The following is a 20,107-nucleotide window of genomic DNA, read 5'->3' on the forward strand; positions in this document are numbered from 1 at the left end:
CCGTTCACAGCCTGCCGGTATAGTCTTGCCGGAAATGGCTTTTGGTACGGAACCTGGCGATTTGACCGAAATTACGGCTCAAACTCTTCCAAACTGCGTTCCAAGATGTGAATAAGTTCTTGTTTTTCCTACTTCTTATCACATTCTGCAGAAGCGGATCGTCGCGTCCCGTCACATTCGACACGCCTTTTGTCACAGGCGAGGCTAATTTTCAACCATCTTCGCGTTTAGGCGAATAACCAACATTTCGGCTCCGACATTGACAGAATGATGGCTACATGGGATTGCCGGAACATGCGGATGTGGCGGAACTGGTAGACGCCCTGGATTTAGGTTCCAGTGCCGAAAGGCGTGGGGGTTCGAGTCCCTTCATCCGCACCAGTTCGACAACCCTGGCCACCTAATACAATGGCTCCTCGAACAGCGTCTTGTCGCCGTCCACCAGCGCCTTGATCTGTGCGCTGCCGTCAGAAGCCAGCGCAAGGCGTATCCCGAACGGCCGCACCCGCATGTCGTTCTGGATCGCCAGTCCCTCGCCTTCCGGCAGATAGAACCGTTCGATGCCGTAGTCGGGCGCGATCGTCGCTCCCTCGCTCCGCAGATCCCAGCCTTCGGTGACATGACCCGATATGTCGGCCTCGTCGGCAGCGGCCGGGGTCGGCGCCTTGCCGAACCAGGCGGTGGTCGGCGTCCAGTAGCCGTCAACGCCCTTCTTCAGGCGCACCACGATCGTCGTGTCGTCGCTGGAGAATTTGTCGGGCGGAATGTTGGCGATCATTTTCACGGGCATGCGCGAAATATCGTAGCCGAGGATGATGTAGTCGCCGCGCAGCAGGTCGCGCGGGTCAACTGGCTCGATCTTCAAGAGCACTTCCTTGCCGTTGCGCAGGATCGCCGCCCGGCCAGCGATGATCCAGCTCAGGAAGCCGATCTGGACAAGCGCAAGCACCAGCGCCGAGATGACAAGTCTCCTTCCGGTCATCATGCCACGGCTCTCCTGGCCACCGGGGCCTTCATGCGTTTCTCGACGCGGATGATAATGAGTGCGACGATGCCGAGCAGCACTGCTGCCGCGAGGAAGAAACCGGCGGTGTCGAGCATCGATTGCAGGGTTACGACATAGATGATCGCGAGTTCGAAGGCGAAGCCGAAATAGGCAAGCCAGCGCAGGCCACGGCTCTCACGCCCCGCCAGCACGATTGCCGCCACGATGCCGGCGAGCGCCACGACCGAGGCAATGGCGAAACCGCTGTTGTAGGTGCTTTCATCGGCCAGTTCGAACTGGATGATCGCCAGGCCGGTGAGGAAGCCGAGCAGCGCGTGCAGGGGCAAACGCCCGCCGAGCTGCACGGTCCTGTCGACCGGTTCCGGCGCAAAGACGGCGGTAGTGAACAGCACCACGGACACAATGACCAATGGGATCGCCACCGGCAGCGTCGCGTGGTCCATGGCCAGCAGCACGAGATAGAAGAGCAATGATAGGAGGATCAGATGGCGCGCCGCCTGGCTGCGGGTGCAGAAGGAGACTGCGAACAGCACGGCCGCCATTGCAACGAAGGCATGCGGAAACGCGCTGCGATTGAAATAGTCGAACCCTTTCAGAAACAGCCAGGCGTCGGCGATAGCGACCGCAGCGACGGTCAGCGGGTTCGACCGCAAGGCGACCGCCGCCAGTGCCGTGCCGGCACCCCAGGTGATCAGCGCGGAAGCCTCGTCGCCGGACAAATGATACATCTGCCCGATCAGCGCGATCGAGCCCCCGAACGCGGCGGCCGCCACGATCCACAAGGCTTCGCCGACCGCTGCATGGTCACGCGTCTTCAGCACCGCGCCGCCGACATAGCCGCCCAGGATAGCGGCAAAGAGCGCAACCACCCGCGCCAGTCGCGGGATCGCGTCCCAGTTGGAGGCGACGAAGATCAGGATGGCCGCGCCAAACAGCAAGGCCGCCATCATCGCCAGGATCGAGCCGAAGCTGAGCGAATTGCGCGTGTTGGCTTCGACGTCGCGCGCCAAGATATCGGCGGTCGAGGCATCGATCAGTCCGGCCTGTTGCCATCGTGCGATGTCCGACCTGACCCGTGTCGAGTAGCCCGCCATATCCTCCCCCCGCTGCTTGGCCGGTTTTTTCAGCCGAAGCTGCCAAACCGTTGACGTTACGGCACTTTCTGATTCTTGGCTTCTTTGTGTCAGGTCCGTGAAGGCGCGTTAATGTTGCATTGCACAATTTGCATTGCTGCCATGCAGCCATAGCGCTTTTAAATCGATATGAGCCCGCCTATTTATGGTTCGTACACAAACGGAATGATCCGCAAGAAAGACGAAACGAGAACTACCATGAACCTGATCCGCAACTACCGCAACTGGCGCCGCTACCGGGACACCGTTTCCGAGCTGAGCCGCCTGAGCAACCGCGAACTGACCGACCTCGGCATCAGCCGCAGCGACATCCCTTACGTCGCTCGCAAGGCGGTCTAATTCTTCGGACCGCAAATGGTCCGAACCAGATCTGTAAAAGAGAACGACAATGAACCTGATCCGCAACTATCGTAACTGGCGCGTTTATCGCGAGACGGTTACCGAGCTGGGTCGCCTTTCGAACCGCCAGCTGCATGATCTCGGCATCGTCCGCGACGAAATCAAGATCATCGCCCGCAAGGCGATCTAATCGAAGGAATTTCGTCCGGGTCGACCTCCTCCCCGACCTTGACGAATACGGTCAGCCCTTATCCTCCTCCCAAGGGTTGACCACCAAAACGGCGCCCGCCGCACCTCCTCCCGCGGCGGGCGTTGTTTCCCCGGAGCAGAACGAATTTGCTCCAAAGGTTTCGCTCCTTTTCAAACCGCGAAAAGAATTTCGTCAAAGCCGACCTCCTCCCCGGCGATGGCGAATAGGCCCAACCTTCACCTCCTCCCGATGGTTGGCCACCCAAACGGCGCCCGCCGCAACCTCCTCCCGCGGCGGGCGTTGTTTCCCCGAAGCAAAGCGAATTTGCTCCAAAGGTTTCGCCCCTTTTCAAAAGGCGAAAGAGATTTCGTCAAAGCCGACCTCCTCCCCGGCGATGGCGAATACGGTCGGCCTTCACCTCCTCCCGAGGGTCGACCCCCAAAACGACACCCGCCGGACCTCCTCCCCCGGCGGGTGTTGTTGTTTTTACGGTTGGTTTTTCCCGTCGACCCTTGACCACCCCATTCGCGGCAATTGCAATCGCAGCCGCAAGCGAATATTCCGGCGCTCATGAGCAAAGACCCCATCCATATCATCGGCGGCGGCCTCGCAGGTTCCGAAGCCGCCTGGCAAGCAGCGCAGGCCGGCGTTCCCGTCATCCTGCACGAGATGCGCCCGGTTCGCGGCACCGACGCGCACAAGACCGATGGGCTGGCCGAGCTCGTCTGTTCCAATTCCTTCCGCTCCGATGACGCCGAGAACAACGCGGTCGGCCTGCTGCACGCTGAAATGCGACTGGCCGGATCCCTGATCATGAGCGCCGGCGACGCCAATCAAGTGCCGGCCGGCGGCGCATTGGCCGTCGACCGCGACGGGTTCTCCGATACCGTGACGAAAAAGCTCGAGGCGCACCCGCTGATCACCATCCAGCGCGAGGAAGTGCCTGGCCTGCCGCCAGCGGACTGGGACCAGGCGATCATCGCCACCGGGCCGTTGACCGCGCCGTCGCTTGCCCAGTCAATCGCGGAAGCGACCGGGGCCGATGCACTCGCCTTCTTCGATGCCATCGCGCCGATCATCCACTTCGACACGATCGACATGGAGACCTGCTGGTTCCAGTCGCGCTACGACAAGGTCGGGCCAGGCGGCACCGGCAAGGACTACATCAATTGCCCAATGGACAAGGACCAATACCTCGCCTTCGTGCAGGCACTGGTCGACGGCCAGAAGACCGAATTCAAGCAGTGGGAAGGCACGCCCTATTTCGACGGCTGCCTGCCGATCGAGATCATGGCCGAACGCGGCGTCGAGACGCTGCGTTACGGGCCGATGAAGCCGATGGGCTTGACCAACGCGCACAATCCGACGGTGAAGGCCTACGCCGTGGTCCAGCTGCGGCAGGACAATGCGCTGGGCACGCTCTACAACATGGTCGGGTTCCAGACCAAGCTGAAGCACGCCGAACAGGTGCGCATCTTCCGCACCATTCCGGGCCTCGAAAACGCCGATTTCGCACGCCTGGGCGGCCTGCACCGCAACACCTACATCAATTCGCCGACCTTGCTCGACGGCTCGCTGCAGCTGAAGTCGCGGCTCGGCCTGCGCTTCGCCGGCCAGATCACCGGCTGCGAAGGCTATGTCGAAAGTGCCGCCATCGGCCTGCTCGCCGGCCGCTTCGCCGCCGCCGAGCGGCTCGGCCAAACACCGTCCCTGCCACCGCTTACCACGGCTTTCGGCGCCCTGCTCAACCACATCACCGGCGGCCATATCGTCTCCGACGACGAACCGGGCAAGCGTTCCTTCCAGCCGATGAACGTCAATTTCGGCCTGTTCCCGCCGGTCGAAGCACCCACGACCGAAGGCAAGCGCCTGCGCGGCAAGGACAAGACGGTCGCCAAACGCCATGCGATAACCTCGCGCGCGCTGGCTGATTGCCGGGAATGGCTTCGGTTGCCGGACCAGGCGCAGGCCGCGGAATGAAGCCCTAGGGTTGGACACTCGGCATAGAGTAGGATATCATCCTACTCTATATTGACATGGAGCAATCCAGTGGAATCCGCCGAGAAACTGTCCATCACCGTCACGCCAGCCATGGCGCGCATGATCCGCGAGAAGGTCGAGGATGGCTCCTTCGGCTCCGCGAGTGAAGTCATCCGCGCAGCGTTGCGGGCCTTCCAACGTGAGGAAGAAGAGCATGCCGAACGCATGGCTTCGATCAGGGCGCGCGTGAAGGCATCGCTCGAGGACAAGAGGCCGACTCTCTCAGGAGAAGAGGTTCGTGCCCACCTTCAAGGGCTGTTTGCCGAGAATACGAGCCCCGACCATGATTCAGCGACATGAGATTGACTACCGCCAAAGCGCGAGGTCCCATGAGCGGCATCTGGCGAGACGTAGCTTTCCAATTTGAACCCGATGTCGCGCTGGCGACGGCGAAAGCGTGGTCGTGGCTTTTGCCAGAGCCTTGGACCCCTCTCGTCTGCTCAATGGTGGGAGGCATGTTTGTCATGCGGCCGAACAACGAGGTTCATTGGCTGGACACCGGGACGGGCTTGGTCGAACGGGTGGCTCGGAGCGCGACGGATTTTGAGGAGATTATCAGGACTGCTCCTGATCTGGTTGACGAATGGTTCCTTCCGCCGCTTGTCGAACGCCTTCACGCCGCGGGCAAGAAGCCCAAGGCGGGAGAATGCTACGGCTTCACCATCTTGCCTGTCTTCGCTGAGGGAAAATTCGACGTAGACAACATGTTCGTGACTCCGGTCAGCGAGCAATTCGTCGGCATGGCGAACGTTCACCGCCAGTTGAACGAATTGCCCGATAGTTCGAGGGTGCGGATCAAGGTCGTCGACTAGGTTTGTACCTACTCCGCCGGCTCGGCGGCCGCACTTGGCAACCCCGGCTTGCCCGCCTCTTTCGGATTTCGCCTCACATAGGCCGCCTTCAGCGTCTCGGAGGTGTCGCGCGAGCCGTCATGGCTCCAGCCGGGCGGCTTGATCAGATAGTTGAGGCGGTCGCTCAGCGTCAGCCCGGGCGCAAGCGCATCCCTGAACATGCCGATCCATTCGTGGAACGCCACCTTCAGCGGATTGAAGGTGCCGATATTCTTGACGATGCCGTAGCGCGGCCGGTCTTCCTCCAGCTCCTCGACGAAGGTGCCGAACATGCGGTCCCAGATGATCAGCGTGCCGGCGAAATTGGCATCGAGATAGCGCGGATTGGTGGCGTGGTGGACGCGGTGGTGCGAGGGCGTGTTGAAAATGAATTCGAACCAGCCCCACATCTTGCCGATGGCCTCGGTGTGGATCCAGAACTGCCAGACCAGGTTGAAGCCGAAGGTGAAGGCGATCACCGCCGGATGGAAGCCGAGCAGCACCAGCGGCGCCTGCAGCACGAACATGAAGGTGAACAGGCCGGTCCAGCTCTGCCTGAGCGCCGTCGACAGGTTGTAGTGCTGGCTGGAATGGTGGTTGACGTGCTCGGCCCACACCCAGCGCACCCGGTGCGCGATGCGGTGATAGACGGCTGGGCCGACTCCTTAACACGATTGACGTTTACGTCAAAGTGCCGGCCAGCCCCTGCTCGCGCGCCGCAACAGCAACCAATGCCGGCGCAACGCAGACAGCCGTACGACGCCATCAAGCGGTGAACGGCGCAAGCCCTCCATCTTGTCGAGATAGGCACGCGACAGGACCAGGGGCAGAAAGGCCGGGCGCAACGACACCGGCAGCGCCGCGGCGCCCTGTTCGAAGGCGGAAAGGTGTTCGCGCGCCAGCGCTCTCATCGCCGCCACGGCGCGCTGTGCACCCGGCCCGCCATCGCCGGCAACAAATTCCTCTGGCGACGACCCCGCCGCCGCCAGGATGTCGACCGGGATGAAACACTGCCCGCGCTTGCGATGCAGCGGCAACAGAAGCAGCAGGCCGGTCATTGCCTGCGCGCAGCCTGCCCGGCCCGCCAGTTCGGCAAACCGGGGCGCCTCGACGGGATCAAGCACCATCGCCGCAAGCTGGATCAGCGCCGCGGCCGTCTCGCCGCAATAGCCTTCGATATCGGTGCGCGACGGCATCGGATCGTCGTACAGGTCGAATATGCGGGCTTCGAGCATGTTCTCGAAGGCCAGTTTCGGTAGTTTGAACGCGGCAATGGTAGCGTTCAAGGCTTCGGCGACGGGGTGACCGGCGCCAGCCTCGCCGCCGGCGGCTATGACATCGCGCCACCATTGCAGCCGCACCTCACCGGGCAGCGGCTCGTGGATGCGGTCGCGTATGCTCGCGATCTCGGCATTGAAGGCATAAAGCGAAACCAGCGCGTCGCGCTTGTCGGCAGGCGCATAGAGCGCGCTGAGATAGCGGTCGCGGTCGGCGGCGCGCACCGCGCTCATGACGATCTCAATGTTTTGCGGCATGTCAGTCGACGGCGATGAGCGCGGCGGCCACGGCGCGGTCCTCGGCCAGAAGCACGTTGTAGGTCCGCACCGCCGCCCCCGTCGACATCGGATCGGACGCGATACCTGCCTCTTTCAGCGTAGCACGCAGCTGCGCCGGCAATGGCCGGAGATCTCTGCCCATGCCGATCAGCAGTATCTCGATCTTGTCCGCTTCAGCCAGAAGCTTATCGAAATCCGCCACCGTCAGCGCCAGGGGATCCGCCGGCTCCCAGCCGTGGATGCCGGATGGCAGGCACAGCAGCGAGCCGCGATGCGACATATCGGCAAAGCGAAACCCGCCATTACCATAGGCCTCGATCGGGGCGCGGCCGGGGAAATGCGCCTCGCGGATGACGATGCCTTTGCCGGTCACCATTCTGTCACCCCTTCGGGGCCGCGCGTCAGGTCGCGACCGCCTTGCCGCCGCTGACCGGCTTCTCCTCGTCGGCCGAAGCCTGCGGCCGCAGCTTGAACAGGATCAGCAGCGGTGCGGCAATGAAGATCGACGAATAGGTGCCGAAGACAACGCCGAACAGCATCGCCAAGGTGAACGAGCGGATCACCTCGCCACCGAACAACACCAGCGCGAGCAGCGCCAAGCTGGTCGTCACAGAGGTCAACGTCGTTCTCGACAGCGTCTCGTTGATGGCGTTGTTCAATAGCTGCGGCAACGGCATCTTCTTGTATTTTCGCAGATCTTCTCGAACGCGGTCGTAGACCACGATCGTGTCGTTCAACGAATAGCCGATGATGGTCAGGATCGCCGCCAGCGATGATTGATTGAACTCCAGCCCGGAGATGACGAAGAAGCCGATCGTCATGACCACGTCGTGCACGGTCGCGACGATAGCGCCAACCGCGAACTGCCATTCGAACCGGAACCAGACATAGACCAGGATGCCGACAAGCGCGACCAGCATGGCGATCGTGCCTTGCTTTGCGAGTTCGCCCGATACGGTCGGCCCGACGACCTCGACGCGACGGAAGTCGTAGTTGTCTTGCAGTTCGCCGCGAACCTTGTCGATCACCGTCTGCTCGGCGTTTTCGCCGCCGCCCTGGGTGCCGACGCGGATCAGGACGTCGTTGGGAGCGCCGAACTGCTGCACCTGCACTTCGCCGATATTGAGCTCCGACAGTCTGCTGCGGATATCGCCGAGATTGGCGTCACCGCTCTTGGACTGCACCTCGATCAGCGAGCCGCCCTTGAAGTCGATGCCGTAATTGATGTCGACCGTAAAGAACAGCACGACCGACAGGATCGACAGCGCACTCGACAGCGCGAATGTCCACCGTCGGATGCCCATGAAAGGGATCTTCGTGCCGGGCGGAATGAAGGTCACCGGCGCCCGAGGCAGTTCCTTGGGCCGGGCGCGGCGCAGCCAGATCGACACCAGCATTCGGGTGAAGGTGAACGCGGTGAACACCGTGGTCAGGATGCCGATGGCATAGGTGATGGCAAAGCCCTTGACGGGCCCGGTGCCGAGATAGAACAGCACCACCGTTGCGATCAGCGAGGTGACGTTGGAATCGACGATCGTCGCCAGCGCCTTGGAAAACCCGGTATCGATCGCCTGGATCACCGAGCGGCCGTTGCGTCGCTCCTCTCGGATACGTTCGTAGATCAGCACGTTGGAATCGACCGCCATGCCGATGGTGAGCACGATACCGGCGATACCGGGCAAGGTCAGCGTCGCGCCGAGCAGCGACAGCAGTCCGACAATCATCGCCACGTGCACCGCCAGCGCGATGTTGGCGAGGAAGCCGAGGAACCCGTAGGCGACGAACATGAAGGCAACGACGAGGATCGAACCGATGATGCCCGCGACCTTGCCGGCATGAATCGAGTCCTGGCCGAGGCCCGGACCCACGGTGCGTTCTTCGATGACCGTCAACGTCGCCGGCAGCGCACCGGCGCGCAGAAGCACGGCCAGGTCATTGGCGCTCTGGGCGGTGAAATTGCCGGAGATCTGGCCGGTGCCGCCAAGGATCGGTTCGCGGATCTGCGGCGCCGAAATCACCTGGTTGTCGAGGATGATGGCGAACAGCTTGCCCACATTCTGCGCGGTGGCCTGGCCGAAGCGGGCAGCACCCTTCGAATCGAAGCGGAACGACACCACCGGTTCGTTGTTTTGCGAATTGTATGTCGCTTGCGCGTCGACCAGGTTCTCGCCCGAAACGATGACGCGGTTTTCGATCAGATACGGAACCGGCGGATCATCCTGCGAATAAAGCACCGTCGAGCCGGCGGGCGGGCGGCCCTTGAGCGCGTCCTGCACCGGCATCGACTGGTCGACCATCTGGAAGGTCAGCTTTGCAGTCTGGCCGAGGATTTCCTTCAGCCGCTGCGGATCCTGCAGGCCCGGCACCTGCACAAGGATGCGATCCTCGCCTTGCCGCTGCACGATAGGCTCGGTCGTGCCGAGTTCGTTGACGCGGCGTCCGACCACCTCGATCGACTGCGCCAATGCGGTCGAGGTGCGATATTTGATGCCGGCGTCGGTGACGGTGAACTTCAGCAGGCCGGGCTCGGAATCGTCCAGCGACATTTCCTGGATGGAACCGCCGGAGAACAGGCCAGCGGCAACCGGGTCGGTCAGCGACTTCAATGCCTTCTTGGCGGCATCGAGTTGGGCCGGGTCCGTGATGCGGACCTGCAGGGTCCGCCCCGTTCCACCAAGGCCGGTATAGCCGATCTTGGCGTCGCGCAGCAGCGTCCGGATTTCATCGCGCGCCGTCTCGAGCCGATCCTTGATCAGGTCGTTCTGGTTCATCTCGAGCAGGATGTGCGAGCCGCCCTGCAGGTCGAGGCCAAGTGTCATCTGCCGCTTCGGCACCCAGTTGGGGAGCTGGGCCAATGTGCTTGCGGGAATGAGATTGGGCGCGGCGAGGACCACTGTGGCGGCCACGGCCAGCCAGATCAGGATCATCTTGAAGCGCGAAAAATAGAGCATATGGCGTCGTCCGTCCGAGCGTACCCGCGGATCACTCCGCCTGGAATTGGATTATTTCTTGGCGTTCTGGTTGGCTACCGGCTCGCCCTTGACGCGCACGTCGGCGATCGTCGAGCGCAGCGCCGTCACCTTGGTGCCACCGCCAAGGTCGATCTCGAGTTCGTTGTCGTCGATCACCTTCGTCACCTTGCCGACGAAACCGCCGCCGGTGACGACCGTGTCGCCGCGACGGACCGCCGCCAGCATCTCGCCACGCTTCTTCAGCTGCGTGCGCTGCGGGCGGATGATCAGAAAATACATGATTACGAAAATCAGGACAAACGGCAAAATGCTGATGAACATATCGGGAGAGGCGCCGCCAATGCCTTGGGCGTATGCCGGTGTCACGAACATCAAGGTACTCCTGAATTTTGAAAAACGGCCGCCAAACCGAATGCAGTGAAAATTTGGCGGCCCCGCGAAATTTGGCCGAAATATAGTCGGTAACGTTGTCAATGCAACTGCGCGGCCGGGCAAATCGGCTGCTTTTCCGGCCTGTTTAGCCGTGTTAGAGCAGGATCGCGAAAAGCGCGAGCCGGTTTTCGGAAAAGATTACGCTCGAACAAATGGTTGCACGCAGTTTCGCAACCGCCGGAAGCGAACGGGTCCCACCTGCCCGACCCAAAGAGACGAACCAAGAAGACCCGAAATGACCGACAGCACCATCGACGCCCTCAACGAGAAACTTGACCGCCTGATCGAGGCTGTCGGCCGCCTCGCCCCACCGCCAGTGCCTGAAACCGGCCTTGGCGAGGCCGATTGTTTCGTCTGGCAGGCCGATCCCGGCTATCTGGAGCCGGTGCGCAAGGTCAACCGCGTCGACATCGGCCTGATCCGTGGTGTCGATCGCGTCCGCGACATCCTTGTCGACAACACCGAACGCTTCGCCGCCGGCTTTGCCGCCAACAATGTGCTTTTGTGGGGCGCACGCGGCATGGGCAAATCGTCGCTGGTCAAGGCCGTGCATGCCGAAATCAACGCCAAGGCCAAGTCCGACCTGCCGCTCAAGCTGATCGAAATCCACCGCGAGGACATCGACACGCTGCCGAAGCTGATGGGATTACTGAAGACCGCTCCCTTCCGCTTCATCCTGTTTTGCGACGACCTGTCCTTCGATCATGACGACACGTCCTACAAGTCGTTGAAGGCGGCGCTCGAAGGCGGCGTCGAGGGCCGCCCCGCCAACGTCATCTTCTACGCCACCTCGAACCGCCGCCACCTGCTGCCGCGCGACATGATCGACAACGAGCGCTCGACCGCCATCAACCCGTCCGAAGCCGTCGAGGAAAAGGTTTCGCTGTCCGACCGTTTCGGCCTCTGGCTCGGCTTCCACAAATGCTCGCAGGACGAATATCTCGACATGATCAATGGCTATGCCAGCCATCATGGCCTCGACATCGACCCCGGGCAGCTTCGCGCCGAGGCGCTGGAATGGGCAACGACGCGCGGCAGCCGTTCGGGCCGAGTCGCCTGGCAGTTCACCCAGGACCTGGCCGGCCGGCTCGGCAAGCCATTGAAGGATTGATCCATGTCGCCCGGGCGGGCTCGGTCTCGCGATTATGACATGGGGGGAACAAAAAAGTTAAACCAGGAAACCAACTGAAAAAGCCCGCTCCTTGCGGAACGGGCTGAGCCGGCGGGCCGGACTGGAGGTCAGACGGCCCGCAAATCGCTTTTTTTGTTCTATTCGAGATAAGTCGAGGGATCGACCGGGGCCGAGTTCTTGCGCACTTCGAAGTGCAGCTTCGGCGAGTCCGTCGTGCCGCTCATGCCCGAGAGTGCGATTTCCTGGCCGCGCTTGACCTTCTGGCCGCGCTGCACCTCGATCGAGCTGGCATGGCCGTAGACGGTGACCAGACCGTTCTCGTGGCGCACCAGCACCGTATTGCCGAATTCCTTGAGCCCGTCGCCGGCATAGATGACGACGCCGTTCTCGGCCGCTTTGATCGGCGTTCCCGTGGGCACGGCGATGTCGACGCCGTCCCTGCCGGATCCGAAGCCGGAGATCACCCGGCCGCGCACCGGCCAGCGCATCTTGCCGATGCCCGTGGCATCCGGCGCCACCGCCTCGTCGTCCTCGGCCTGCTGGATGACCTTCGCATCCTTCTTCGGCGGCGTGTAGGATGCCAGCGTTTCCGACGGCGTGGCCTTTGCGGCGGGCTGCGTGGTGGCCGTGGTCACCGGGTCGACCTTGGCCGGCTTTGCGCTGGCGACTGTCGCGGTTCCACCGGCCGGCACCTTCAGGGTCTGGCCGATCTTGAGCAAGCCATCTTTCATGCCGTTGGCCTGCTTCAGGGCAACGACGCCAACGCCGGTCTTCCTGGCGATCGAGGACATCGTGTCGCCGGACTGGACCGTATAGGTGCCGGCGAGGCCAGCCTTGGCCACCTGCGCTGGCTTGGGCTCCTTGGGCTGGCTTGTGGCGGCCGACGCATCGACCTGAGCCGCGGACTTGCCCTCCTTGACCTTCGGCTGCTGCGGCAGAACGGCGACCTTGTCCGGCGCGGTGGCCGGCAGGTCGTGCTTGCCGTCCTTGGCCGGCTTCGCATCAGCGACCTTCGATTCAGCCTTGCTCGAATAGGCATAGGCCGGGATGACGATCTTCTGACCGGTCTTCAGCCCCTTGGTCGGGCTCAGGCCATTCGCCTTCATGATGACATCGGCCGGCACCTTGTAGTGCGCCGCCAGGCCGGAAATGGTTTCGCCGTCCCGGACGACGATCTCGGTCGCGTGCGGCCGGCCGGCCTCAGCCATCTTCGGCTCGTCGGGCTGGGCATTTTTGAATGGCTTCGCGGCCGGCGCGACGGTGCCGGTTGTCGTCCTGTCGACATGGGGAGCGGGCCGAGCCAGGGCCGGCGCCGATGCGACACGCACCGGATTGGCGGCGGGCGCGAGCGCTGGAGCGGCCTGGGCTGAAACCGGCGGCGGCAACGGCCGGCTCGAAACCGGTTCAAGGCTGGAGCGGGCGACCGATTGCGTGTGGCTGCCGTCGAGCGGGGCTGCCGAGACGTCGCCCGGATAGGGCTGTACGGCATCCTGCTTGTTGATGATCGCGCGCTGATTGTTGGTCGAGGAAGTAAAGACGTCGTCGACACTGTTGAACCGCGAAGCCTGGGAACTGCACCCGGCGGCCGCGCCTGCAATCATGAGAACAGCGCAGCCCCGCGCCAGATTGCGACTGTTTGCCTTCAAAACATTGAGTTGCATCGCACTAACCCGCACAAACTCTGCACCAACTGGTCAGGATTAAAGCGCGTTAATGTTACTGGTCGGTTAACCCTATGGAATCCGACATAAATTTTCTTAAAATATTTGGGGCGGCCGATCATGCACTTCGGCAGGCTGAAATGGCGGGCAACGCCTGACGAAAAGCTACATCACCGCTGCCAGGCTGCGCAGGATCGGCTGCAGGCGCACAAGACCGATGTCCTCGCGCTCGAAACGGCTGCCGACCTTGGTCAGCTTGGCCAGCACCTGCTCGCCCTCCTCCGGGCCGATCGGTGCGATGACGATGCCGCCACTCGACAATTGGTCGAGCAGAAAGCGCGGCAGGCTGTCGAAAGCCGCCCAAGCGACGATGCGATCGAACGGTCCTTCAGCGGGCAAACCGGCGGAACCGTCGGCCTGGCGCGCGATGGCGTTGCTGATACCGAGCGCGTCGAAGCGCTGTTTTGCCTGTTCGGCCAGGGTCTTGTAGCGATCTACGGTAACGATGCGCGCGGCAAGCCGCGAAATCACCGCAGCGGTGTAGCCCGAGCCGGTGCCGATCTCGAGCACACGATTGCTGGGCTCGATGGCAAGTGCCGCGATCACCGCCGCCTGCATGTCGGCGCCTTCGATCGCCTCGCCGCATTCGATCGGTAACATTCGGTCGGACCAGGCGATCTGGTGGAAGTGGGGCGCCAGGAAACCGCGCCGTGGTGTCGCCTCGAAAGCCGCGATCAGCGCCTTCGGCACGGTCCCCCTGCCGCGCAGGCGTAGCAGGAAACCGGCGAAGCCTTCGCGATCGTCGATGCCATGGTTCATGCAAGCGCCTTGCTCAGCTGGTCACGGATCTCATGCGCGGTGAGGTCGAGCTGCAACGGCGTCACCGACACCAGACGGTTGCGCAGGGCAAAAAGGTCGGTGCCCTGCTTGCCTTCAACCGGCTCGCGGCCGAAGCGCAGCCAATAGTAAGGCAGGCCACGGCCGTCGCGACGTTCGTCGACCCAGAGGCTGTGCACCAGCTTGCCCTGTGTGGTGACCACAGTACCGGCGACTTCCTCGGGAAGGCAGTTCGGAAAATTGACATTGAGCAGCACGCCGTCGGGCAGCGGCGTCGCGACGAGCTTCTTCAGCAGCGCCGGCGCCAGCGCCTCGGTGGTCTCGTAAGGAACGACGCGGTCCTCGCCGACATAGCTGTAGCCCTGGCTGAGAGCGATCGACCTGATGCCGAGCAGCGCGCCTTCCATGGCGCCGGCGACGGTTCCCGAATAAGTGACGTCGTCGGCGATGTTGGCGCCCGAATTGATGCCGGACAGGATCAGGTCGGGTGCGCCGGGCAGGATCTTCTTGACGCCCATGATGACGCAATCGGTCGGCGTGCCCCGCACGGCAAAGTGCTTTTCGCCGATCTTGCGCAGCCGCAGCGGCTCCGAGATCGACAGCGAATGCGCGTAGCCGGACTGGTCCTGCTCCGGCGCCACCACCCAGACATCGTCGGACAGCGTACGGGCGACGCGCTCGAGCGATGCCAGCCCCTCGGCATGAATGCCGTCGTCGTTGGTCAGAAGGATGCGCATCATTTCGATTCGATCTTTTCCAGGCCGCCCATGTAAGGCCGCAGCACTTCAGGAATAGTTACGCTGCCATCCTCATTCTGGTAGTTTTCGATGACAGCTATGAGGGCGCGGCCGACAGCGGTGCCCGAACCGTTGAGCGTGTGGACGAAACGGTTGCCCTTGCCGTCCTTGTCCTTGTAGCGGGCATCCATGCGGCGCGCCTGGAAATCGCCGCAGACCGAGCAGGAGGAAATTTCGCGGTACGCATTCTGGCCGGGCAGCCAGACCTCGATGTCGTAGGTCTTGCGCGCGCCAAACCCCATGTCGCCGGTGCACAGAACCACGGTGCGGAACGGCAGCTCCAGCCGCTTCAGCACTTCCTCGGCGCATTGCGTCATCCGCTCATGTTCGGCGAGTGATGAGTCCTGGTCGGTGATCGATACAAGCTCGACCTTGTAGAACTGGTGCTGGCGCAGCATGCCGCGCGTGTCGCGCCCGGCCGACCCCGCTTCAGACCGGAAGCACGGCGTCAGCGCCGTGTAGCGCAACGGCAGTTTCTCATGCGCGGTGATTTCTTCACGCACAAGGTTGGTGAGCGGCACCTCGGCGGTGGGGATGAGGCCAAGCCTGCCCTCCCCGTGCGGCGTGAAGAACAGATCCTCCTCGAATTTCGGCAACTGGTTGGTGCCGAAAAGCACCTCGTCCCGCACCATCAGCGGCGGGATCACTTCCTCATAGCCATGCTCGGTCGTGTGCAGGTCGAGCATGAATTGGCCGATCGCCCGTTCCATCCGCGCCAGTCCGCTCTTCAGCACGGTGAAGCGCGAGCCCGACAGCTTCGCCGCCCGCTCGAAATCCATCATGCCGAGCGCTTCGCCGACCTCGAAATGCTCCTTCACCCAGTTCGGCCGCGTCGGCAGCTTGCCGACGACATGCCTGACAACATTGTCGTGCTCGTCCTTGCCGACAGGCACATCATCGAGCGGCACGTTGGGCAGCACCGCCAGCGCGTCGTTCAGCGCCTTGTCGAGCTCGCGTTCGCGCGCCTCGCCATTCTGGATGAAGGTTTTTATCTCGCCGACTTCGGCTTTCAGTTTTTCGGCAAGGGCGGCATCGCCCGAACGCATGGCGTTGCCGATCTCCTTCGAGGCGGCGTTGCGGCGCTCCTGCTTGGTCTGCAGCTCGGTGACATGTTCGCGCCGCGCCTCATCGCTGGCGATCAACCCGTCGACAGTGGATTGCGCCTCGCCCGCCGGCCACGAGCGCTTGGTGAGCGCCTCGACAAGGGCTTTCGGGTTGTCGCGAATCCATCTGATGTCGAGCATGGTTTATCCGTCCTCAGGTAGCATGTCGCCCAAGTGCGCAGCGGTTTTGGGACAACGGCATGCAAAGCAAAAACTGAAACGCATCGCCTTGATGGCGATGCGTTTCAGTTTGAGGGGCGTAAACCGCATCCTTGATCGATGCAAGATGAGGCTGGGCGGCGGTTGTCGTTTTCCGCCGCTGTCTCGGGCCTGGCTGCGTGCGTTACGAAGCTGCCGGCGCTGGAGGTTCGTCCGGTGTCTTGTCCGCGACGGTCTCGCCTGCCTCCTGCTTCTCGCGCGCCATGCGCTCGCGCGCCTGGCTGCGTTCGATCAGCCGGGACGACCAGATGGCGACCTCGTAGAGTAGGATGGTCGGGATGGCGAGACCGATCTGGCTCATCGGATCGGGCGGCGTCAGCACGGCGGCGACGACAAAGGCGATGACGATCGCCCATTTGCGCTTCTCGGCCAGCGCCTTGGACGACAGCATGCCGACGCGCGTCATCAGGCTGGTCACCACCGGCAGCTGGAACACCAGGCCGAAGGAAAATATCAGCGTCATGATCAGGCTGAGATATTCCGACACTTTCGGCAACAGCGAAATCTGCACCTGCTCGTCGGTACCGGCCTGCTGCATGGCAAGGAAGAACCACATCACCATCGGCGTGAAGAAGAAATAGACCAGCGAAGCGCCCATCAGGAACAGGACGGGCGACGCGATCAGGAACGGCAGGAAGGCGTTGCGCTCGTTCTTGTAGAGACCGGGGGCGATGAATTTGTAGATCTGCGTGGCGATCAGCGGAAACGCGATGACCATACCGCCGAACATGGCGAGCTTGACCTGGGTGAAGAAGAATTCCTGCGGCGCGGTATAGATCAGCTCGACCTTGTGCGGATCGAGCCCGGCCCATTTCGTCGCCCATTTGAAGGGGACAACCAGCAGGTTGAACAACCGCTTGGCGAAGAAGAAGCACACCAGGAAGGCAACGAAGAAACCCCCGAGCGACCAGATCAGTCGGCGACGCAATTCGATGAGATGCTCGATCAGCGGCGCAGACGATTTTTCGATCTCGTCTTTTTCCTTGTCCGAAACGCTCACTTGGCGGCTCCCGACGTCTTCCTGGTCACCGGCTTCGCCGGAGCAGGTTTCGGTTCGGCTTTCGCCCCAGCCTTTGCAGCTGTCGCCTTTGCAGCAGTCGCCTTGGCGGCAGCGGGCTTCATCGCGGCGGTCTCAGGCTTTGCCGCCGTCACGGGCTTTGCCGACGCCTTGGGCGCTGGTGCGGCTTTTGCCGTCACCGCCTTCGCGGGTGTCGAGGCCTTCGACGGCTCTTTTGCCTCCGGCGCCGTCCTGGCGGCCTTCTTTGCCGCAGGTGCCTTCGGCGCCACGGCAGGTTCCGTGGATGCCGGCACCGCCGAAGCATCGGTCATTGCCGGAAAAATCGGCGTTGTCGGCGCGGCATCTGGCCCGTTGACACCAGGCATTTCCGTCGCACCGTTCTTCAACGGCTCGGCCGCCTGCGGCGTCGAGGCGGCAGGTGCCGCCGGATCAGCGGCCGGCTTCGGCTTCATCGCCGCGTCGACGCCGGCGCGCACATCGGCCGCCGCCTGCTCGAACGGATTGAGCTGCTTGCGGATCTCTGCAACCGGGCTGAGGCCCCTGAGCTCGTCGACCGATTTCTTGACGTCGTCGAGCTCGGCTTCCTTCAGCGCCTCGTTGAACTGTTTCTGGAAGTCGGCCGCCATGGTGCGCAGCTTCGCCGTCGTGCGGCCGAAGGTGCGCAGCATGTTGGGCAAATCCTTCGGCCCGACGACCACGATCATGACGATCGCGATCACCAGCATTTCGGTCCAGCCGACTTCAAACATGGCTATCAGTTCCGACTAGTGCTTGTCGCCCGAAAGTGCGAAGCGGTTTTGGGACAACGACATGCACAAAGCAACACCGTTGGGCTCAGCTCTTGCTGACTTTTTCCTTGGCTGCCGAAACGGTTTCGTCGGCGCGGTGCTCGACGGTACGCTTGTCGTCGGCAACGTCGTCGTCGGCCATGCCCTTCTTGAAGCTCTTGATGCCCTTGGCCATGTCGCCCATCAGCTCCGGAATCTTGCCGCGGCCGAACACCAGAAGCACGATGACCAGCACGATCATCCAGTGCCAAATTGAAAATGAACCCATAGCAAATCTCTCTCGAATGTTTTCCCTGGCGATGATCTATGCGTTTTCGCGTTGGGATTCAAACACAACCGCGACAGAGTTTATGAAAGGCTGGCGGATGTCACGCATTTTCGGCGAAGCGGCCCGCTACCAAACGGCGCATGTAAAGCCGGAAAGCAGCTTTTGATAGGCGCCCGTGGTCAATCTTCCGTGACGCGCGGCGTCAGCAGGCCGAGTTCCTCGAGATCGATGTCGGTCAACGGATCCTCGTCCTCGCTCAGCACGTCGGGGTCGGCCGGCGGCAGCGGGATCGAGAAATTCGACGGCATGCGGCCCGAAAGCAGGCCGGCGCCCTTCAATTCCTCCATGCCGGGAAGATCACGGATTTCCTCGAGCGCAAAATGGTCAAGGAAGGTTTCGGTGGTGCCATAAGTGACGGGACGGCCAGGCGTTTTGCGACGGCCGCGCATACGCACCCATTCCGTCTCCAGCAGCGTGTCGAGTGTGCCTTTCGAGGTTTCGACACCACGGATGTCCTCGATCTCGGCGCGCGTCACCGGCTGGTGATAGGCAATGATCGCCAGCACTTCGAGCGCGGCCCGCGACAGCTTGCGCTGCTGCACCGTGTCGCGGCTCATCAGGAAGGCAAGATCGCCGGCGGTGCGGAACGCCCAGGCATCGCCGACCCGGACCAGATTGACGCCGCGCCGGGCGTAGATCTGCTGCAATTCCACCATCGCAAGCGCGATGTTGATGCCATCTGGAAGGCGTGCGGCAAGCTGCTTTTCGCTGACCGGTTCGGCACTGGCGAAGACGATCGCCTCGGCCATGCGCATGGCCTCGGCCATGTGCAGGCGCTCGGCCGGATTCTGTTCCGGATTCAGGGCTGAAGCCTGGTCGAGTTCGCCCTCTTCCTGCTCCTCGTCCACCTTGAACGGGATAACCGAAGCGTTGGCGCGTTCGCTCATGATGCCACCTCGACTGGCTTGATTGTCTGTGCGCGGTGGTCGCGCAGATAGATCGGCGCGAACACCTGGTCCTGCCGCATATCCATTTTGCGCTCGCGCACCAGCTCCAGTGTCGCTGCGAATGAGCTGGCGATGGCCGTGCGCCGCTCTTCCGGGCTGGTCAGATACTGGATGAGGAAGCTGTCGAGCGCCGTCCAGTCCCGCAGCGAGCCGATCAGCCGCGTCAGGATATCTCGGGCATCCTTGAGCGACCAGACACCGCGCCTGGCGATCGTCACATTGGTGATCGCCTGCTTCTGCCGCTGCTGCGCATAAGTGGTCAAAAGGTCGTAGAGCGAGGCCGAGTAAGAGTTGCGCTTCTCGATGATGACCATCTCCGGCATGCCGCGCGCGAACACGTCGCGGCCGAGTCGGTTGCGATTGACGAGACGCGCCGCCGCGTCGCGCATGGCCTCGAGCCGCTTCAGCCGGAATTGCAGCACCGCCGCCAGTTCCTCGCCGCTTTCACCCTCCTCGCCCGGCTGCTTGGGGATCAAAAGCTTCGATTTCAGGAACGCCAGCCATGCCGCCATCACCAGGTAGTCGGCGGCAAGCTCGAGGCGCAGCGCCCTCGCCGTCTCGACAAAGGCCAGATATTGCTCGGCCAGCGCAAGGATGGAAATGCGCGCCAGGTCGACCTTCTGGTTGCGGGCAAGATGCAGCAGGAGATCGAGCGGACCTTCGAACCCGGCGACGTCAACCACCAGCGACGGATCGCCGGTCAGCCGTGAATCGTCATTCTCGGCCCACAGGCGGTCCATCGGGGCCTTGCTCTCCAATGTTTCCGCCACAGTCCTTCC

General features: G+C 62.6%; 21 protein-coding genes, 1 tRNA gene and 1 pseudogene. 7 read left to right on the forward strand and 16 right to left on the reverse strand.

Translation table 11 applies throughout. The annotated features are described in order from the left end of the window. Nucleotides 1-296: 296 nt before the first annotated feature. Nucleotides 297-381 (forward strand) — tRNA-Leu (locus FJW03_RS10315). A gap of 19 nt (nt 382-400) precedes the next feature. On the opposite strand, the gene FJW03_RS10320 is transcribed toward FJW03_RS10315, so the two are convergent. Continuing rightward, nucleotides 401-985, reverse strand: a complete 585-nt coding sequence (locus FJW03_RS10320) for a GDYXXLXY domain-containing protein (protein WP_140763125.1) — start codon at nt 983-985, stop codon at nt 401-403. After that, nucleotides 982-2,100 carry a DUF2157 domain-containing protein gene (locus tag FJW03_RS10325; RefSeq protein WP_140763128.1) on the reverse strand — a complete coding sequence of 373 codons (1,119 nt, stop codon included), beginning with the start codon at nt 2,098-2,100 and terminating at the stop codon, nt 982-984. Before FJW03_RS10325 ends, FJW03_RS10320 begins: the two co-directional genes overlap by 4 nt. Nucleotides 2,101-2,337: 237 nt before the next feature. Between FJW03_RS10325 and FJW03_RS10330 the strand changes: the two genes are divergently transcribed. From FJW03_RS10330 to FJW03_RS10350, 5 genes are all read left to right on the forward strand, one after another. Beyond that, nucleotides 2,338-2,478 (forward strand): DUF1127 domain-containing protein, encoded by a 141-nt coding sequence (locus FJW03_RS10330; protein ID WP_013531315.1) that lies wholly within the window; start codon nt 2,338-2,340, stop codon nt 2,476-2,478. Between the two features lie 49 nt (nt 2,479-2,527). Beyond that, nucleotides 2,528-2,668 carry a DUF1127 domain-containing protein gene (locus FJW03_RS10335; protein WP_065005581.1) on the forward strand — a complete coding sequence of 47 codons (141 nt, stop codon included), beginning with the start codon at nt 2,528-2,530 and terminating at the stop codon, nt 2,666-2,668. A gap of 570 nt (nt 2,669-3,238) precedes the next feature. After that, entirely contained in the window at nt 3,239-4,648 is a 1,410-nt protein-coding gene (gene trmFO, locus FJW03_RS10340; protein ID WP_140763131.1) for a methylenetetrahydrofolate--tRNA-(uracil(54)-C(5))-methyltransferase (FADH(2)-oxidizing) TrmFO, read from the forward strand. 69 nt (nt 4,649-4,717) lie between these two features. Next, nucleotides 4,718-5,008 (forward strand): type II toxin-antitoxin system ParD family antitoxin, encoded by a 291-nt coding sequence (locus FJW03_RS10345; RefSeq protein WP_140607549.1) that lies wholly within the window; start codon nt 4,718-4,720, stop codon nt 5,006-5,008. 29 nt (nt 5,009-5,037) lie between these two features. Beyond that, nucleotides 5,038-5,520 (forward strand): T6SS immunity protein Tdi1 domain-containing protein, encoded by a 483-nt coding sequence (locus FJW03_RS10350; RefSeq protein WP_181165521.1) that lies wholly within the window; start codon nt 5,038-5,040, stop codon nt 5,518-5,520. A gap of 8 nt (nt 5,521-5,528) precedes the next feature. On the opposite strand, the pseudogene FJW03_RS10355 reads toward FJW03_RS10350, so the two are convergent. The 5 genes and pseudogenes from FJW03_RS10355 to yajC form a co-directional block, all read right to left on the reverse strand. Further along, nucleotides 5,529-6,185 (reverse strand): annotated as a pseudogene (locus tag FJW03_RS10355) (sterol desaturase family protein); the annotation flags it as partial. 39 nt (nt 6,186-6,224) lie between these two features. Next, nucleotides 6,225-7,073 carry a phytoene/squalene synthase family protein gene (locus tag FJW03_RS10360; RefSeq protein WP_181173232.1) on the reverse strand — a complete coding sequence of 283 codons (849 nt, stop codon included), beginning with the start codon at nt 7,071-7,073 and terminating at the stop codon, nt 6,225-6,227. A gap of 1 nt (nt 7,074) precedes the next feature. Continuing rightward, the gene (locus FJW03_RS10365; RefSeq protein WP_181173233.1) at nt 7,075-7,470 is read right to left on the reverse strand and encodes an Mth938-like domain-containing protein; all 396 of its coding nucleotides are present in this window, start codon (nt 7,468-7,470) and stop codon (nt 7,075-7,077) included. Between the two features lie 25 nt (nt 7,471-7,495). After that, entirely contained in the window at nt 7,496-10,045 is a 2,550-nt protein-coding gene (gene secDF / locus FJW03_RS10370; protein ID WP_140763137.1) for a protein translocase subunit SecDF, read from the reverse strand. Nucleotides 10,046-10,096: 51 nt separating this feature from the next. Continuing rightward, the gene (gene yajC / locus FJW03_RS10375; RefSeq protein WP_010909882.1) at nt 10,097-10,438 is read right to left on the reverse strand and encodes a preprotein translocase subunit YajC; all 342 of its coding nucleotides are present in this window, start codon (nt 10,436-10,438) and stop codon (nt 10,097-10,099) included. Between the two features lie 295 nt (nt 10,439-10,733). Here yajC and FJW03_RS10380 point away from each other — a divergent pair, with 295 nt between their 5' ends. Continuing rightward, a complete protein-coding gene (locus tag FJW03_RS10380; RefSeq protein WP_140763140.1) occupies nt 10,734-11,609 on the forward strand; it encodes an ATP-binding protein in 876 nt (291 codons plus the stop codon). Between the two features lie 158 nt (nt 11,610-11,767). Here the strand turns inward: FJW03_RS10380 and FJW03_RS10385 are convergent, their stop codons facing one another. The 9 genes from FJW03_RS10385 to FJW03_RS10425 form a co-directional block, all read right to left on the reverse strand. After that, complete coding sequence (locus FJW03_RS10385) at nt 11,768-13,291, reverse strand: peptidoglycan DD-metalloendopeptidase family protein (RefSeq protein ID WP_140763143.1); 1,524 nt, start codon at nt 13,289-13,291, stop codon at nt 11,768-11,770. A gap of 165 nt (nt 13,292-13,456) precedes the next feature. Next, nucleotides 13,457-14,110, reverse strand: a complete 654-nt coding sequence (locus tag FJW03_RS10390; protein ID WP_140763146.1) for a protein-L-isoaspartate(D-aspartate) O-methyltransferase — start codon at nt 14,108-14,110, stop codon at nt 13,457-13,459. Further along, nucleotides 14,107-14,865: a 5'/3'-nucleotidase SurE gene (gene surE / locus FJW03_RS10395; protein ID WP_127281111.1), complete on the reverse strand. Its 759-nt coding sequence runs from the start codon at nt 14,863-14,865 to the stop codon at nt 14,107-14,109. The genes FJW03_RS10390 and surE overlap by 4 nt, the downstream gene beginning before the upstream one ends. Further along, nucleotides 14,865-16,169, reverse strand: a complete 1,305-nt coding sequence (gene serS / locus FJW03_RS10400) for a serine--tRNA ligase (RefSeq protein ID WP_140763149.1) — start codon at nt 16,167-16,169, stop codon at nt 14,865-14,867. Before serS ends, surE begins: the two co-directional genes overlap by 1 nt. Before the next feature lie 202 nt (nt 16,170-16,371). Further along, complete coding sequence (tatC, locus tag FJW03_RS10405; protein WP_140607557.1) at nt 16,372-17,247, reverse strand: twin-arginine translocase subunit TatC; 876 nt, start codon at nt 17,245-17,247, stop codon at nt 16,372-16,374. Beyond that, the gene (tatB, locus tag FJW03_RS10410) at nt 17,244-18,014 is read right to left on the reverse strand and encodes a Sec-independent protein translocase protein TatB (RefSeq protein WP_140763152.1); all 771 of its coding nucleotides are present in this window, start codon (nt 18,012-18,014) and stop codon (nt 17,244-17,246) included. The genes tatC and tatB overlap by 4 nt, the downstream gene beginning before the upstream one ends. An 85-nt stretch (nt 18,015-18,099) precedes the next feature. Next, a complete protein-coding gene (locus tag FJW03_RS10415; protein ID WP_140607559.1) occupies nt 18,100-18,321 on the reverse strand; it encodes a twin-arginine translocase TatA/TatE family subunit in 222 nt (73 codons plus the stop codon). A 179-nt stretch (nt 18,322-18,500) separates the two neighbouring features. After that, nucleotides 18,501-19,268 (reverse strand): SMC-Scp complex subunit ScpB, encoded by a 768-nt coding sequence (gene scpB, locus FJW03_RS10420; RefSeq protein WP_140763155.1) that lies wholly within the window; start codon nt 19,266-19,268, stop codon nt 18,501-18,503. Further along, nucleotides 19,265-20,068 (reverse strand): segregation and condensation protein A, encoded by an 804-nt coding sequence (locus tag FJW03_RS10425; protein WP_140763158.1) that lies wholly within the window; start codon nt 20,066-20,068, stop codon nt 19,265-19,267. The genes scpB and FJW03_RS10425 overlap by 4 nt, the downstream gene beginning before the upstream one ends. Nucleotides 20,069-20,107 lie beyond the last annotated feature (39 nt).

The sequence above is a fragment of the Mesorhizobium sp. B4-1-4 genome (genome assembly GCF_006439395.2).
Taxonomy (GTDB): domain Bacteria; phylum Pseudomonadota; class Alphaproteobacteria; order Rhizobiales; family Rhizobiaceae; genus Mesorhizobium.